Source organism: Sodalis praecaptivus, assembly GCF_000517425.1.
GTDB classification, from domain to species: domain Bacteria; phylum Pseudomonadota; class Gammaproteobacteria; order Enterobacterales; family Enterobacteriaceae; genus Sodalis_A; species Sodalis_A praecaptivus.
Map to the genome: position 1 here is coordinate 1,014,870 of NZ_CP006569.1, position 15,774 is coordinate 1,030,643.

At 56.9% G+C, this 15,774-nt stretch carries 11 protein-coding genes and 1 pseudogene; 5 read left to right on the forward strand and 7 right to left on the reverse strand.

Going from position 1 to position 15,774, the window contains the following annotated elements; translation table 11 throughout:
- Nucleotides 1-118 precede the first annotated feature (118 nt).
- Both SANT_RS04585 and tilS read left to right on the forward strand, forming a co-directional pair.
- Nucleotides 119-508, forward strand: a complete 390-nt coding sequence (locus SANT_RS04585; RefSeq protein ID WP_025421124.1) for a VOC family protein — start codon at nt 119-121, stop codon at nt 506-508.
- Nucleotides 498-2,081, forward strand: coding sequence for a tRNA lysidine(34) synthetase TilS (tilS, locus tag SANT_RS04590; protein ID WP_025421125.1), 1,584 nt, complete (start codon nt 498-500; stop codon nt 2,079-2,081). Before SANT_RS04585 ends, tilS begins: the two co-directional genes overlap by 11 nt.
- 43 nt (nt 2,082-2,124) lie before the next feature.
- Here the strand turns inward: tilS and rof are convergent, their stop codons facing one another.
- Complete coding sequence (rof, locus tag SANT_RS04595; protein ID WP_025421126.1) at nt 2,125-2,385, reverse strand: Rho-binding antiterminator; 261 nt, start codon at nt 2,383-2,385, stop codon at nt 2,125-2,127.
- A gap of 247 nt (nt 2,386-2,632) precedes the next feature.
- On the opposite strand from rof, the gene SANT_RS04600 reads away from it, so the two are divergent.
- The 3 genes from SANT_RS04600 to SANT_RS04610 all read left to right on the forward strand — a co-directional run bounded on the left by SANT_RS04600 (nt 2,633) and on the right by SANT_RS04610 (nt 9,968).
- On the forward strand, nt 2,633-3,169 hold the full coding sequence (locus SANT_RS04600; RefSeq protein WP_025421127.1) for a YaeQ family protein: 537 nt from the start codon (nt 2,633-2,635) through the stop codon (nt 3,167-3,169).
- Nucleotides 3,170-3,363: 194 nt separating this feature from the next.
- Nucleotides 3,364-3,780, forward strand: coding sequence for a copper resistance protein NlpE N-terminal domain-containing protein (locus SANT_RS04605; RefSeq protein WP_025421128.1), 417 nt, complete (start codon nt 3,364-3,366; stop codon nt 3,778-3,780).
- A gap of 701 nt (nt 3,781-4,481) precedes the next feature.
- Complete coding sequence (locus SANT_RS04610) at nt 4,482-9,968, forward strand: hypothetical protein (RefSeq protein WP_158500146.1); 5,487 nt, start codon at nt 4,482-4,484, stop codon at nt 9,966-9,968.
- Between the two features lie 55 nt (nt 9,969-10,023).
- On the opposite strand, the gene proS is transcribed toward SANT_RS04610, so the two are convergent.
- The 6 genes and pseudogenes from proS to metN form a co-directional block, all read right to left on the reverse strand.
- Nucleotides 10,024-11,748 carry a proline--tRNA ligase gene (gene proS, locus SANT_RS04615; RefSeq protein WP_025421130.1) on the reverse strand — a complete coding sequence of 575 codons (1,725 nt, stop codon included), beginning with the start codon at nt 11,746-11,748 and terminating at the stop codon, nt 10,024-10,026.
- A 198-nt stretch (nt 11,749-11,946) separates the two neighbouring features.
- Nucleotides 11,947-12,648, reverse strand: a pseudogene (tsaA, locus tag SANT_RS04620) (tRNA (N6-threonylcarbamoyladenosine(37)-N6)-methyltransferase TrmO); the annotation flags it as partial.
- Nucleotides 12,645-13,058, reverse strand: a complete 414-nt coding sequence (gene rcsF / locus SANT_RS04625; RefSeq protein WP_025421132.1) for an Rcs stress response system protein RcsF — start codon at nt 13,056-13,058, stop codon at nt 12,645-12,647. The pseudogene tsaA and the gene rcsF, both read right to left, overlap by 4 nt.
- Before the next feature lie 115 nt (nt 13,059-13,173).
- The gene (locus SANT_RS04630) at nt 13,174-13,989 is read right to left on the reverse strand and encodes a MetQ/NlpA family lipoprotein (protein ID WP_025421133.1); all 816 of its coding nucleotides are present in this window, start codon (nt 13,987-13,989) and stop codon (nt 13,174-13,176) included.
- A gap of 64 nt (nt 13,990-14,053) precedes the next feature.
- The gene (locus SANT_RS04635) at nt 14,054-14,707 is read right to left on the reverse strand and encodes a methionine ABC transporter permease MetI (protein ID WP_025421134.1); all 654 of its coding nucleotides are present in this window, start codon (nt 14,705-14,707) and stop codon (nt 14,054-14,056) included.
- Complete coding sequence (metN, locus tag SANT_RS04640) at nt 14,700-15,731, reverse strand: methionine ABC transporter ATP-binding protein MetN (protein ID WP_025421135.1); 1,032 nt, start codon at nt 15,729-15,731, stop codon at nt 14,700-14,702. The genes SANT_RS04635 and metN overlap by 8 nt, the downstream gene beginning before the upstream one ends.
- Nucleotides 15,732-15,774 lie beyond the last annotated feature (43 nt).

A 15,774-nucleotide genomic window follows, 5' to 3' on the forward strand; every position in this document is an offset into this window, starting at 1 on the left:
CGCCCTGTACGAGCCGTAGGAAAATTGGTACAAAGGCGGGGGACGCCGGGCGCGGGCGAAACGGCGGCGGCCGAGTTGCCGCCGGCGGGGCACAGAATGAGGACGGGGATCTTGAAACATGATTAGCCTACAACGGATGCACCATATCGCCATCATCGCCAGCGATTATGCGCGCAGTAAACATTTTTACTGCCAGGTGCTGGGCTTTACGCTTATCGGCGAACATTACCGCGCCGAACGGGACTCTTGGAAAGGGGATCTGGCGCTGCAAGGGGAGTATCTGATTGAGCTGTTCTCCTTTCCCGGCGCGCCGGGGCGGCTCAGCCGGCCGGAAGCCCAGGGGTTGCGCCATTTAGCCTTCAGCGTCGCCGACATCGATGGGGCGATTGCCAGCCTAGAGGCCGACGGCGTGGCCTGCGAGCCGGTGCGGGTTGATGCGCTCACCGGCAAGAAATTCACATTTTTTACCGATCCCGATCGGTTACCGCTGGAGCTGTATGAAGCCTGATGCCGTTGGGCAGGTGCAGGCGCTGCGCCGTCGTGTCGCAGCCCGTGTCGCCCCTTATCGCGCGCTGCTGCTGGCATTCAGCGGCGGGCTCGATTCCACGGTATTGCTGGATGCCCTCACCGCGCTGCGCGACGGTGATGACGCCCTGGATGGCGCAGACGCACCGGCGCTGCGGGCGGTTCATGTTCATCATGGATTAAGCCGCCACGCCGATCGTTGGGCCGCCCATTGCGCGCACGAATGCCGCCGGCGCGACGTCGCGTTTAGCACGGCGCATGTGGTGCTCGACGGGACGCCCGAGGGCCTGGAGGCGGCGGCGCGTAGCGCCCGTTACCAGGCGCTGGCGGCGACGCTGGGGGACGATGAGGTGTTGCTTACCGCCCAACATCAAGACGATCAGGCGGAAACGCTGCTGCTGGCGCTTAAACGCGGTAGCGGTCCGGCCGGCCTGGCGGCGATGGCGGCGGATGCGCCATTTCGCGGTCGCCGCCTGGTGCGGCCCCTGCTGGAGTGCGGCCGGGCGGAGCTGGAGGCGTACGCCCGTGCACGCGGGCTCCGCTGGATTGAGGATGACAGCAATAGCGACCTGCGCTTCGATCGCAATTTTCTACGCCTGCGGATCCTGCCGCCCCTGCGGCAGCGCTGGCCGCAATTTGCCGCCGCCGCGGCGCGCAGCGCGCAGCTTTGCGCCGAGCAGGAGCGGCTTTTGGATGAACTGCTGGCGGAGACGCTAGAGGCGCTTACCCTGCCGGACGGGTCGTTGCGCTTGACGGCGCTAACGGCGATGAGTGATATCCGGCGCGCGGCCGTTTTACGGCGCTGGTTGGCCAGCCGCGGCGTGAGAATGCCCTCACGCCAGCAATTGGCCCGGCTGTGGCAAGAGGTGGCGCTCAGCCGGCGCGATGCGGTGGCACAAATGCAGCTCGACGACCGGCAGGTGCGACGCTTTCGCGACCGTCTGTATGTGCTGCCGCAATTGCCGGCGCTTTCCGATGCTGTGGCGATAGTGCCCTGGCCGCCGCAAAGCGAGAGGCTTAGGTTGCCCGCAGGGCTGGGAATCCTCCATCGACGCCCGGTGGGCTTCAACGGCGTAGCGCAGAGCATCGCTAACGCGTCGCCGATGCCCGACAACGGCCCCGGGCGGCGCCTGGACGTCGATGCCGCGATCGGCGCCGCCGGAGGGGGCGTCGTCAACACCGACGGTGCCGCCAGTGCGGCGCTGCCCGAGGCTGTAGTGCGCGCACCGCGGCCCGACGAACGGGTGTCTGTGCGCTTTGGCCCCGTGCGCGGTCTGCTGTATATTACCGGGCGCCGCCGCGGGCGAACACTAAAAAAAATCTGGCAAGAACTGGCTATTCCGCCGTGGCGACGCGGTAGCACGCCGCTGCTGTTTTATAATGAACAGCTCATCGCGGCGCTGGGGGTATTTGTCACCTGGGAGGGCGCGACGCGGGAATCGGAGGCGCAATGGCATCTGTTTTGGCGGGCGGACAGCACTGACGCAAAAGCTGTCGCGCCAGAAGACGGTGGCCAGGACGGCGTAGGGGCAAACGAGGATAGCGAAAGCGATTAACGGTAAGCGGGCAGCCGTAGCGGCCCGCGCAAGTGAGAGAGAATTACTCTGCGCTGACCACCACGGTGCCCAACTCGGGATGGGTGAAGCTGGCAATGTGATCCAACCGGATGTCCTGGCTGACGCCCGCCTGTTCGATAACCAGATATTCAACGCGCTTTCTCGACAGCATTTCGCGTGCCGCGCCGGTCACTGTTTCCCCATTACGGAGCGTAAGGTTCAATACCCAATGGCGCGTACAGGCAAGCTCAAGATTATCGTAATCATCACAGTTAATGGGCTGATATTCTTCATTCATAGTCATAAGCGCTCACCTACATTTATTGGGCGGTAAATGCCGCCTGTTCCCTGAGGAAGGATACACCACCATTCACCGGTAATCCCGCACATCAATCAACAGTTATTCCTTAAACGACTATAGCACAGAGCCCCCCCATTCCTGGAAGAAAAGGCGGCGGATTCGCGGGCAAACGGTCTGGAAACCGGCGCTGCTGGCCGGCGACCGGCCAAGTCGAGTACACTGCGGTCATAAACCATAAAGGGAAACCACAATGGCGCTGAAAGCTACCATCCACAAAGCCACGGTCAATATTGCCGACATGGACCGTCATTATTATTCTGAAGCCAATCTGGTACTGGCGCAACACCCCTCGGAAACCCCGCAACGCCTGATGTTGCGGCTGCTGGCGTGGCTTTGCCATGCGGACGATCGTCTGGAATTTACCCGCGGGCTTAGCGCGGAAGATGAGCCCGCGCTGTGGTTGCGAAATGACCACGGCGAAGCGCAATGGTGGATCGAACTGGGCTTACCGGACGAAAAGCGCTTACGCAAAGCGTGTCACCAGGCCCGCCAGGTAGTGCTGTACGCCTATAATGCGCGTGCCGCTCGCGTTTGGTGGCAGCAAAACCAACCGCTTTTGTCTACGCATGGGAATTTGTCGGTACGCTTTATCGACGACGGGCAGCTAAACGCGCTGGCGAATCTGGCGCAGCGCAATATGGTGCTACAGGCGACGCTGCAGGAGGGATTAATCTGGCTGTCGAATGCCGACAGTCAGCTGGAGATCGCCTTCGAGCAGTGGCAATAGCGCGCGCACCAGCGCTGGCGCGGCCGCCCGGGGCCTCAAGAGCACCAAAAAGGATTACCGGCGCGCCAGTAAGAATAGTCTGGAAAATACGCCTTTCTCCTCGCCGCGACAAATTAATAGAACTTTTATTGAGTTTGAGTGTAATAAGATCATCGACCACCCTCTCGCTAACCAGAAGATAAAAGGAGAACCGGGTGAAAAGATTGATCTTGTTGCTGGTCATTACGCTCAGCGGCAGCGTGTTGCCCGGCTGCCACATTGCGCCGCCGGCGGATAGGGCCTTTACGCCAATGCAGCAGTATTATCAAGGCACGCTGCCGGGCGAGAACCGCGAGGCCATTGAAACCTCACTTTTCCTCGCGGAAAATGGCACCTTCGTCATGCGACAGCACTTTACCACCGGCACGCGCCTCGGCCGCATGCAGTCAAGCGTAGGCCAATGGGCGCGTACCGCCGACAAATTGACGCTGGTGGAAAACGCGACCGGTAAAAAGCGCTTTTTTCGACCGTCGGGCAATTCGCTGGAAATGTTGGATGATCACGGCGTGATGATCCCCTCCGCCGGCTGCCGTTTTCTACTTCTGCCGCCGCGCGATCGGGTAATGACTTGACGCGGCGCCCCGCGCACGGGCGAACCGCGATAACCGCACGTGTTAAGCCTAAAGCCGCTGCCCTGCGAAGGCATCGCGGTGCGGCTGACTGCCGTCATCTGTCTGCGGCATGCCAGTGCACATCGCGCGGCAAATGACAGCGCTATAGCCTCGCCCGAATATCCCGACGCTCCCAAGCCAATACCCTTCAGCGGTAGCGTTGCGTTAACTTCCCGCGCAGCAGGGGTAGGCACGGGATTATCATTTTATCTTCGTCTATGGATTATCGGCTGCGATTGAGGTATGCCAATCAGCGAAATGATTTTTCCTGGCGTATCGCTATTGTTCTTCAACGAGTTGCCGTAATTTATTTCGCCACCCTTAAGCATTTGTTATCTTCATATCCTCAAGCTGCCAGGCTTAATCAATGAATGTTAATGATAAAGCGTAATTATTAACGTTGGTTTCTGCCTAGCAATGAGTTTATCAACGTTATTGCGTGTTTATTACGTGGGGATAATATTTTCGAGCGGGTTTATTCATAAACCGAGGGAACGGCGCGTCCTAAAATTATATTTCAACGGTCAGGGAGGATTAATAGCATGTTGCTTATTTTCGATACGAGGGGTGTTGATAAATTAACGCCTTTTCATTATTTTCATCCCGCGCTAGGCCGGGCAAATAATAGCAGACTTGGCCATTCTATCATCGCCAGGGAAATAGTGCTTAAGCGTCGACGCGATTTCCGCGGGGGTAAAGCCATCCTGGCGTGGTTAATGTCGCCAGAAGCCGGCTTCCGCTGCGTTATTTTTGTACCCAGCGCGAGTGGACTGTGGCTACCGATCTCCGTCGCCACGGCCGCGAAAGAGCGTCGACGCATGACGTCAGCCGGGAAGCCGCCGGCGTTATTACCTGTATTTACCGCGACGCAGGTGCTTGCGCAGCCCCATAGGTTACCGGCCCTCGGTCCGCAGGCTGCGCGAGCCATCCCCTCAATAGCAGAGCAAGGCGCAGTATCGGGGGGGAATGACTCCCCTGCAAGGCAACCTCCGGGCGCGGGTAAAGAGACGCAACCCCTGGCGCGGCGCCGGCGCGCCACCGATGTCGACATGGCGCCCGCGTGTGCGCTTCGTCCTGAACATCAGGATTACTGGCGGCAGCTTAGCATCAGAAAACGTCAATTTGCGGCGTTCAAAACGCAGCACGCTGACGTGCTGGCGTCGTCAAAAGCCAACGTAGCCTTACCGGCAGACGTTGAAGAACAGCGGCGAGCACCCACGCCGCTGCAAAAACAGCGCGCGATGCTGGCCGAGAGGGAACCTTGGTTGCATGTGCATGGCCTGTCCCTGGAGGGTAAAGACCCTCCTGATGCTCGGCATCAAGAGTACCTGCATGAGCTGCTAAATAAAAAATTGGAGCAATATTTTCCCCGGGAAGCGTTCATCGACAAGCTTGACCTCGTCGTCGCGCTTAGCGTGACGTTCCTGGTTGAGACGGCACCGGGCAAGTTTTTTACAATTCAAGATCGCCAGGATTTTACCCTGCGGGACGTCATGACCGGCGATGCGCTGTGCGTTATGAGGCAACAGATGGTCGCCTCTAATCGAACTCCGCGTATCCAGACACTGCTTTTGACCGATAATCGCGGCGTGATGAAACCGGAATTTCTTGCGCGCATGGCCCAGTTAGCCAAAGAGGCTTTTTTCAATCTGCACCAAACATTGCAAACGCAGTTACATGAAGTGACCAACGATAGTGAAATTGAAAATGCCTATTTTACGATAGCGAAAAATCGGTTGGCCTGTGCATTGCTGCCGCTACTGGAGGAAAAAGAGCAAAACGCGGTGGCAACGATAGCGCGAAGATGGATGGACAACGAGATAACGGAGCAACTGATAACGCTACATCAGGGAGGAGAGCGCCTCTGCGTGCCAGGCATGGTTGCGCTGATTGAACCCGTTGGCGGCATGCTAATTTCGCTCTCCAACGGCAGAATCTATCTATGGACCCCTGATGACACCTCGGTGGCGCTGTGTTCATTTATTCATGGTCATCTGTCGCCGCGTCAGAAGCTAAAAGTGGCCGGCATGCCGCTCGCCGCGACGGTGGATCTGCAAACGTGTCAGGTTCTGCCACCGCTCTCCTTTAGCGAAAGCCACGATATTTGGCGGGCGCTAAAACAGCTCGACCACCATAAAATGAGCGAGTATCTGCACGATTATGCGCAAATGCAGCGCCAGGGACATTATCAGCAACCGCCCCCGACACCGGCTGATCCGCACCATACCGCCCAGCAGGTTCTGATGTATGCTGGTCTGGCGCTGTCGCTACTGGCGTTATTTTTCAGCGGCGGCTCCGCCGCCGTCTGCGCCTCGTTTATGCTGGCGAATATTGGCGTGGGCGCCATCAGCTGCGGCTTGTATGTACATACCGCGCTTACGGCCGATGACGTAGCGCTGAAAAAACGCGCCTGGACGAACGCGCTAATGGGGCTGATTTTTACCGCACTGGGCGGGGCGGCGGATGGCTATCAAGTGATGCGCGCGGCGGGCAGCCGCGGCAGCCAGGTGTTATTCAATAGTTATCTGACGCTGCACGATGCGCTTAAGGCCGGACACTCTCGTCTCTCCCTTGCCTCGGTGGCGGAAACCTTTATCAAAACCGACGCGCGCGGCCGGGCGATTATCCTCGTTGAAAGTTTGATCAAAGAGGGCAAGCATAACCTGAGCCAGTTCGGATTTAGCAGTGCCAAAGCCATGGTGCTTATCAATCAAATTACCGGCCGCATCAATTATCATCAGTATCAGTCTTTAGGCTTACTGGGCAACATTCGCCGTTTTTTCCGCGAACTGGTGGTCATTACCGGGCGTCAAGCCTTGAAGATGGTGCCGCGCGGCTATGAACTGGCGGTATTCGGCCATGCCGGCGAGCGGGCTGAAATAATGCTTATCAGCCTCGGTGACGGCCTGTTTGGCGGATATCAATTGGCGCCGATTAACGGCAAGCGCGCGTTGCAAGATGCCTGGGGAACGGTAACGCTGGACGAGTTTACCTTCGTTGGCGATGACCTACTGCTTGCCGATGGGCGACGGGCGCAATTGGTGGTAGAAGATTACCGGCCGTTGCCGTTATCCAATCAAATGCAGCCGGTATTGGCTCACGATGGGCCGCTGTCGACAACATTCCGCCGCTATTGCCTGCAGTTAGCGCGCCGGGGTGATCAAAGCGAGCGGCTGGCCGCGGCCCAAGCCTTCGCTAACGCTAATGCCTTCGAGTCTATTGAATGTCGGGTGTTGTTTTACTGGTTGGAGTCGGCTGAGTACCAGGAAATGCGCCATTATCTGCTGGTGGCGGAGAGGGAGGGCGTCCGGTATATATTGGATCCGGCGATGGAAAAATTGGCTTTTCTTAATATACCGACAATCTCGCAGCCCTGCATTCAGTCGGAGCAGCAATGGCTGGCGGCGTTCCGTCAAGCCGATAACACAACGCCGATTCGCTACCAAACGTTTACCAGCGTTGACGCGGCATTATCTTATCGGCGCGAGGCGCTGGACGAGATCAAAGAGACTTGGTTAATAAGACCGCCTGAGGTCAGCGCGATTGCGGATTATAATGACATCGATGGCATAAAATATGCCGTTTCACCGTCAACGTCTTCTCCGCTGGTGCTGCAAAAACGGTTAAGTCACGTTATTCGTAATTTGATGATAGATAATCACAGCTGTAGATCCAATTATGATTTTATGCTCTATATCTTTTATAACATTGCTTCACAGGAACAACGGGAAACCATCAACGCGGTTTTTTATGTGTATCAAAATGCCCACCATACGCTACGTAAGCTGATGAGTCCTGCCATCCCGGTACACAGTTACAGCGATATGTTGCGTACGGAGACTGGCAGGTTGATGGTTTTCCAGCGAGAGGATAATCATAACTTCCGCCATTGGATGGTCAGTTTGGGCAACGGCCGGTTCGCCGGCATGAATAATATGAAGATCGCCACCCACCTTGGTGAAGAAAAACGGGTATTATTAATGGAGCAGTTAGGGGAGTTCCGCAATAATATGCTCTACCCGCGCGGTGCGAAATATGGCTTCCATGTCGTGAAACACACGCTTGGCGTGACGCCACCGGCGCGTTCATTGCTACAGGTGGCAAAAGAATTATTACACCGTTCAATATTGCCTGAAAACGCCTGTGAGTATGCGCTAAATATATTGGTCCATGCCAACCGGCTATCGCCTCAGCAATCCGCCGCGGTGCAGGAAACCCTGGCGCACCTCGTCAATCCATCGAACGGCGGTCTACTGTCACAGCATAAGCTTGAAGATGTCCTGCTGGATATTCAGCCCGTGACCCACAGCATGGCGCTGAGGGATCTGGAACCGGGTAAATTGGTGGTCTGCTTTACACCCGAAAAACATTACCATATGTTATTAAGCTTGGGCGACAATCATTTTGCCGGCTGGAACAATCATCTATTTAATAATAAGTTGGGTGAGAAGGAGACTATCATTAGCGCCCGGCAATTAGGGTTATTCAACAAAGGTTTTTTGCAACAACAGGGTCTGTCCTATCGAGTTTTGAGCGGGGAGGTTAACGTCGAAAAGACGCGCGTGGCCGCGCTGCTTGGTCCTGATAGCCGTATTGCTTTCACCCATAATACCAGCGTGCCGGGCGGCAGCGTGCACATGCAGTTGAAAGCCCACGGTGCGCCTACCAGCATTAACCATTACGATGCTTTGGAATGCGCCGAGGTAGTGTTGGGGATAAATGAATTACATAATCACGGCAGACCGCTAAAAGAATTAGAACTTATCTCCTGTTACGGGGGGTATGGCGGGGCGCACTCCTGCGCCCAGGTTCTGGCCAATCGATTACAGATACCGGTAAAAAGTTATCGCCGGGTGGTGGTGGATCACAAATTTCAGCGGCAGGGTAGCGCCTTGGAATTTTCGCCGCAGAAGACGTTCGGCGCCAGACGTCTACAGGAAAGCGTCGTTTGGCATTTGCGGTTGCATAATTTATTAGAGCGCCTATACCTGCGGTGGCATCGCCTAGTCAGCGTCCGCCGGCCCCGTTCCGATCTACTCGATATGTCGTTCATTTTGATCGTGATGAATATCCTCAGGCTGCTGAAAGGCATGATCGACAGTGAATCTTTTCTTGAACGTTATCCCGGTTTTACGACGCCCAAGCTTATTGAAGAGGCTTTAACGCTGCTCGGCGCCGACGCGGCGAGCGACGGGCTGCTCGGCGCGATACTTATTTTGTTGTACGGTGAGCGGAAAATGCAGTGCGCGCTGCAACAATTTCTGGTGGAGAACGACCACGTTCGGTTGCGCCACGCTGATCCCACACCTCCCCCTCAACCGCCCGTGCCACACGAAATAGGTCATGCAACGCTCGATGAGAGTAATGATATTGCGCTAGCTCCTTTGGAGGCGTGTCGCGACCTACCCCTAATGAGCCAATTTTATCTCAGTTTTAGCGCGGGGGACGAGAAGCCGTTACTGGAACGCATCGTTAATATTGCCGCGCAGGATGCGGACAAACGGCGGTGGCCACGCAAAGTCGCGCAGGCGCTTAACGCTTTGCCTGGGGTGCCCGTTCAGGCCGGCAAGCGGGACGGTACGCGTATTATCCCCGAAGAGGGAGAAAAAGAGAATCTTATCTATATTGATGCCAATGCGACCTATGATTTTACTTTGCAGTGGGCCTTGATGAATGATGATGCGCCGTCACAGACCGCGCCTCTCGACGCGTGGCTGCCGTTTCCCACCGTCGCCAAACAGGGGGGAAAAATCTATCAGACGTTCCTTGATTTTCGGTCTTTGCGGTTGCAAACGGCTGCGCCGGCCATATTACTGCCCCAATGGGGAAGCGCCCTGTTGACGGTGCCGCGAGTGATTATCCAGATACTGGAAAATGGCACGCGGATGATCATCATGCAGCGGCGCCTGCCGCAGGAGTGCTACCACAGTAACGGGAAATTGGCCCGCTACATTGCCCAGGAAATAAACGACTATACCGCGTGCCTCAAAGTCGGTAAAAAGCAGGGGGGCGCGATACAGCCGGTCGACTCGGCTGATGAAAATCTGATCTATGTTGACCCGGACTGTCTGCAACGCAGCCGATTAACGGCGAGTGTAGTACTGATGGATGATGAGACGCGCGCGCCAGGCTTTCGCGAGCCGGAATAGAACGCGCCGTCCACGACCGTGGACGGCGCATGAGTGAGGCGCGTCGTGTCTGGTTTTATTGCGCGGCGGTGATTTCACCGACGAGAAAATCAACAATCGCGCTGAGTTTGATCATCTGCTTCTCACCGCTGCGGCGGTTTTTATACTCGATTTCATCCGCATCCAGATTGCGATCGCCTATGACCAACTGGTGCGGTACACCGATAAGCTCCATATCGGCAAACATCACGCCGGGACGCTCTTTGCGATCGTCGAGCAGAACGTCGATACCGCGCGCCTGCAACTGCCGGTAAAGATCTTCCGCCACCTCTTTCACCCGGAAGGATTTATGCATATTCATCGGCAAAATGGCGACATTGAACGGCGCCAGCGCTTCCGGCCACAAAATGCCACGCTCGTCATGGTTTTGCTCGATAGCGGCCGCCACCACGCGGGTGATGCCGATGCCGTAGCAGCCCATGGTCAGCGTTTGGTTACGGCCGTCTTCACCCTGCACGGTGGCTTTCATCGCTTCTGAATATTTGGTGCCCAACTGGAAAATATGGCCCACTTCGATCCCGCGCTTGATTTGCAGTGTACCGTTACCGTCCGGGCTGATATCGCCGTCAACAACCTTGCGCAGGTCGGCAACCTGAGGCAGCGGCAAATCCCGTTCCCAGTTGATGCCAAAGAAGTGTTTCCCCTCGGCGTTGGCGCCGGCGGCGAAATCGCTCATCACCGCCACGCTACGGTCGATGACCAGCGGCAGCGGCAGGTTCACCGGCCCAAGCGAGCCAGGACCCGCGCCGACCGCCAGACGGATTTCCTCTTCGCTGGCGAACGTCAACGGGGCGGCGACCTGCGGTAATTTTTCGGCTTTGACGTCGTTGAGCTGATGATCGCCGCGGACCATCAGCGCCACCAGCGGATGACCGGCGTCTTCGCGGGCGCGGACCAGCAGCGTCTTGACGGTTTTTTCCACCGGCAGTGAAAATTGCGCCACCAGTTCGGCGATGGTGCGAGCGTCGGGGGTGTCCACCAGCCGCATCTCTTCGCTCGGCGCGGCGCGGGTGGCGGCCGGGGCGACCGCCTCTGCCAGTTCGATATTGGCGGCGTAGTCTGACGCGGTCGAGAAGACGATATCGTCCTCACCGCTGTCGGCCAGCACCTGAAACTCGTGGGACGCGCTACCGCCGATGGAGCCGGTATCCGCCTGCACCGCGCGGAATTCCAGCCCCATACGGGTGAAAATAGCGCTATAGGCCTGATACATAGCGTCATAAGTTGCCTGCAGCGACGCCTGGCTGGTGTGGAAGGAGTAGGCGTCTTTCATCACAAACTCCCGCGAACGCATGACGCCGAAACGCGGGCGCACTTCGTCGCGGAATTTGGTCTGAATCTGATAGAAATTCAACGGCAACTGCTTATAGGAGCTGACCTCGTTGCGAATAAGGTCGGTTATCACCTCTTCATGCGTGGGGCCCAGGACAAACGGCCGCGCGCCGCGATCGGTAAACCGCAGCAGTTCCGGGCCGTACTGGACCCAACGTCCGCTTTCCTGCCACAGATCCGCCGGCTGCACTACCGGCATGGCCACTTCAATCGCGCCGGCGTTGTTCATCTCTTCGCGCACGATATTTTCCACTTTACGCAGCACGCGCAAACCGGTGGGCAGCCAGCTATACAGGCCGGACGCCAGCTTACGAATCATCCCGGCGCGCAGCATCAGCTGATGGCTGACCACTTCCGCATCGGCGGGGACTTCCTTGAGGGTGGAGAGCAGATATTGGCTAGTACGCATGTTAGTTAGGTTCCACAAAAGCGGCTGAGTGCCGTAGGCTGCCGGCAGGCAGCAAAAATAATGAAAGTGATATAGTCTACCAGCGCCCGCCGACGGCCAAAAGGACCGGCGGCAAATTTAACCCGTTATCCCGCCTGCGCCGCCGGATTCGGGCTCGGTGGTCGGGCCGGTGGCGTCAGTGTCGCCGCCCGGTAACGTATCGATGGCGATAACCTCGGCAGTCGTCTCGCTCACCCGCCAGCGGACATTAAAATCCAGCAGCGCCGCGGCATATTCCCGCGCCGGCATTCCCCCGCGGTGATAGGCGGGACGGGGATCCTGCGCCAGAACATCGCCGATAAATTCCCGCAATCGGGGCCAGACGTGAGCCTGCGCGCGCAGCTGCCGCTCTGCCGGGGGGGAGAAAATGACCTGTAGGGTATCGGCGGGGGCGGCTTGCGCAAAGCCCGCGCGGGCGTCGGGCAGGCTTTCGGCATAGGGAAGATAGGGTTTGATATCCACCACCGGCGTCCCATCCACTAAATCCAGACTGCCGAGACGTAAAATGACGTCGGCGCCGCGCAGCGTAATGCCCTCTAGCGCCACCAGCGACATACCGATGGGATTGGGGCGAAAAGGCGAGCGGGTGGCGAACACCCCCATCCGGCTATTGCCGCCAAGCCGCGGGGGTCTGACCGTGGGCCGCCAGCCGCCCTCCGGCGTTTGATGAAAAACAAACAGCAGCCAAATATGGCTGAACTCCGTCAGGCCGCGTACCGCTTCCGCTTGATTATAGGGCGGCAGCAAATGCAACTCGCCGACGCCATCCGCTACCAGCCCCGGCTGGCGCGGCACGGCGAACTTTTCTTTATAGGGCGAGCGGACAACGCCTATTTGCCTGAAGCCGAAAGTCGCGGTCATTGCGAAACGCTGAGCGCGGTCCCCTGGCAAATGGCCTGCTGATAGCAGCCAGCGACGGCGCTCACGATCTGGCACTGATGCAGCAACACGCCGTTGCCTTTCATCGCGGCGGCGCGGATCTGCATATTGCGGCGCGCGGCGCTGATGCTCGGCGGCGGATCTTGCAGGCTGACTTTGCAGGTGGAGCCATACACCTCGCCCAGATCGCGGAACGGCTTGCCTACCAGCTCTTCAGGATTTTTATACAATTTCGCCGGCAGGGGCGCGCTGCGTGGCGCGGCTTTATGCACGGTGGAGGTCGTGTCTTTAAACGGATTTTTGGGGCCGCTTTGTACGGCGGAAGGTGCGTGGTATAGCCCGGAGCATCCCGTTAGCGAGAGAAGGAGCAGCGAAACAGGTAATGCGCGCATCATTTTTCCTCTGGTTATTGTTATAACGGCTGCTATTGAAGCAATCTACGGCAGAAATAACAAGACGGGCCGTGACCCGTCTGATTAAAACACCGCGAAAAACTGTTATTAACAATTACCAGCCTTTGACTGCGCCACCGTTAAAGATTTTGTTGGCGGCATCGTTCACTTCATCGGACTGATAGGCCTGAACGAATTTCTTGACGTTTTCAGCGTTTTTATTGTCTTCGCGCGCCACGATCAGGTTGACATAAGGCGAGTCCTTATCCTCGACAAACAGACCGTCTTTGGTCGGCGTCAGGCCAATCTGGCTGGCGTAAGTGGTATTGATAACCGCCAGGGCGATCTGCTGATCGTCAAGCGATCGCGGCAACTGCGGGGCTTCAAGTTCCACCAGCTTCAGGTTCTTCGGATTATCGGTCACATCCAGAACGGTCGGCATCAGCCCCACGCCCGGTTTCAAACCGATCAGCCCAATTTTTTGCAACAGCAGCAGCGAACGGCCCAGGTTGGTCGGATCGTTGGGTAGCGCGATTTGTGCGCCGGGCTTCAGCTCGTCCAGCGATTTGATTTGCTTGGAATAGCCGGCGATGGGATACACAAAGGTATTCCCTACGGCCGCGAGCTTATAGCCGCGATCTTTTATTTGCTGATCCAGATACGGTTTGTGCTGGAACGCGTTAACATCGATATCGCCCTTGCTGAGCGCTTCGTTCGGCAACACGTAATCATTAAAGGTCACCAGCTCCACGTCCAGGCCGTATTTCTCTTTGGCCACTTTTTGCGCCGTTTCCGCTACCTGCTGTTCCGCGCCATTGATCACGCCTACTTTGATGTGATTCGGATCTTTTTCATCCTGTCCGCAGCCGGCCAGCGCCACCGCGCTAACCAGTGCCGCCACCTTTGCCAGAGTTTTAATATTGAAAGACATATCCCTTTCCTCACAGTGAGATGTAGTGTCCTTACGCCATAATGTCGACGCAGGGACGGTCGCGTTATTTATGGGTAACCGCTCTGACGAGCCGATCACCGCCAAGTTGTATTAAATAGACCAGAACCACCAACAATACTAATACGGTATTCATCACGGTGGCGTTGTAACCGATATAGCCGTATTGAATGCCGATTTGTCCCAGGCCGCCGGCGCCCACGGCACCGCCCATGGCGGAATACCCCACCAGGGTAATGAGCGTAATGGTCGCGGCGTTTATGAGACCCGGCAGCGCTTCCGGTAGCAGCACCTTGCGGATAATCTGTAGCGGTGTGGCGCCCATGGCGCGAGAGGCTTCTACCAGGCCAGAGGGAATTTCCAACAGGGCGTTTTCGACCATTCGGGCAATAAAAGGGGCAGCGCCTATCGTTAGCGGCACGATGGCGGCCTTAAGGCCGATGGAAGTCCCGACGATGATACGGGTAAACGGAATCATCCAAACCAGCAGAATAATAAAAGGAACGGAACGGAATATGTTTACTAACGCCGATGCCATTCGGTACATTTTGGCATTGTCGACAATCTGACCGGGACGGCTAACGTATAGCAATACACCGATGGGCAGACCGATGACAAAACCGAAAAATCCCGAGACGAATGTCATCGTCAGGGTTTCCCAAACCCCACGGGCCAATAGGGCGATCATTCCATCAGACATAACCCAGTACCTCTACATTGACCTGATGCTGCTGCAAATAAGCGATAGCGGCGGCAGCGTCCGCTTCCTCCCCGTCCATTTCCGTCAACATGATGCCGAATTTAACGCCGCCGGCGTAATCCATCTGGGCGCTGATAATGTTATTGTTGACGTTGAAACGGCGCGCGGTTTCCGACAACAGCGGCGCATCCACCGACTGACCGGTAAATTCCAACTGTAATATGGGAATGCGGCCGGGCGCACGTTCGTTATGCATGCGCTGCTGATAATCCTGCGGAATATCCAAATGCAGCGTTGAACGGATGAAAGCCTGGGCCAGCGGCGTTTTCGGATGGGAAAACATTTCGCTTACTGAATCCTGCTCAATGAGTTCCCCTTGGCTGATGACCGCAACCTGATCGCAAATGCGTTTCACAACATCCATTTCATGGGTAATCAACAGTATGGTCAGACCCAGGCGCTGATTGATATCTTTCAACAACGCTAAGATTGACTGGGTCGTGGCGGGATCCAGCGCGCTGGTGGCTTCATCGCACAGCAGCACTTTAGGATTGCTGGCCAGCGCGCGGGCGATGGCGACACGCTGTTTCTGCCCGCCCGAAAGATTCGCCGGATAGCTATCCGCTTTATCCTCCAGCCCAACCAGCGCCAGCAACTCGGCGACCCGCTGGGTGATAGCGCTTTTAGGCCGCTTATCCAATTCCAGCGGCAGCGCGACATTGCCGGCCACCGTGCGCGAGGAGAGTAAATTAAAATGCTGGAAGATCATGCCTATCTGACGACGGGCATCGATCAACTTCCGCTCGGGCAGATTCGTCAGATCGGTACCGTTGACCACCACCGAACCGGATGTAGGCCGTTCCAGCAGATTGACGCAGCGTATCAACGTGCTTTTCCCCGCGCCGGACGCCCCGATGACGCCGTAAATTTGCCCGGCGGGCACGTGAAGGCTAACATCTGATAGCGCGGTAATCGTCCGCGTGCCCAGCGTGAAATGCTTGGTGATGTGAGAAAGTGTGATCATGCTTATTTTTATATGTAGGCCGCATAGCGAACGTAAAGGTAAC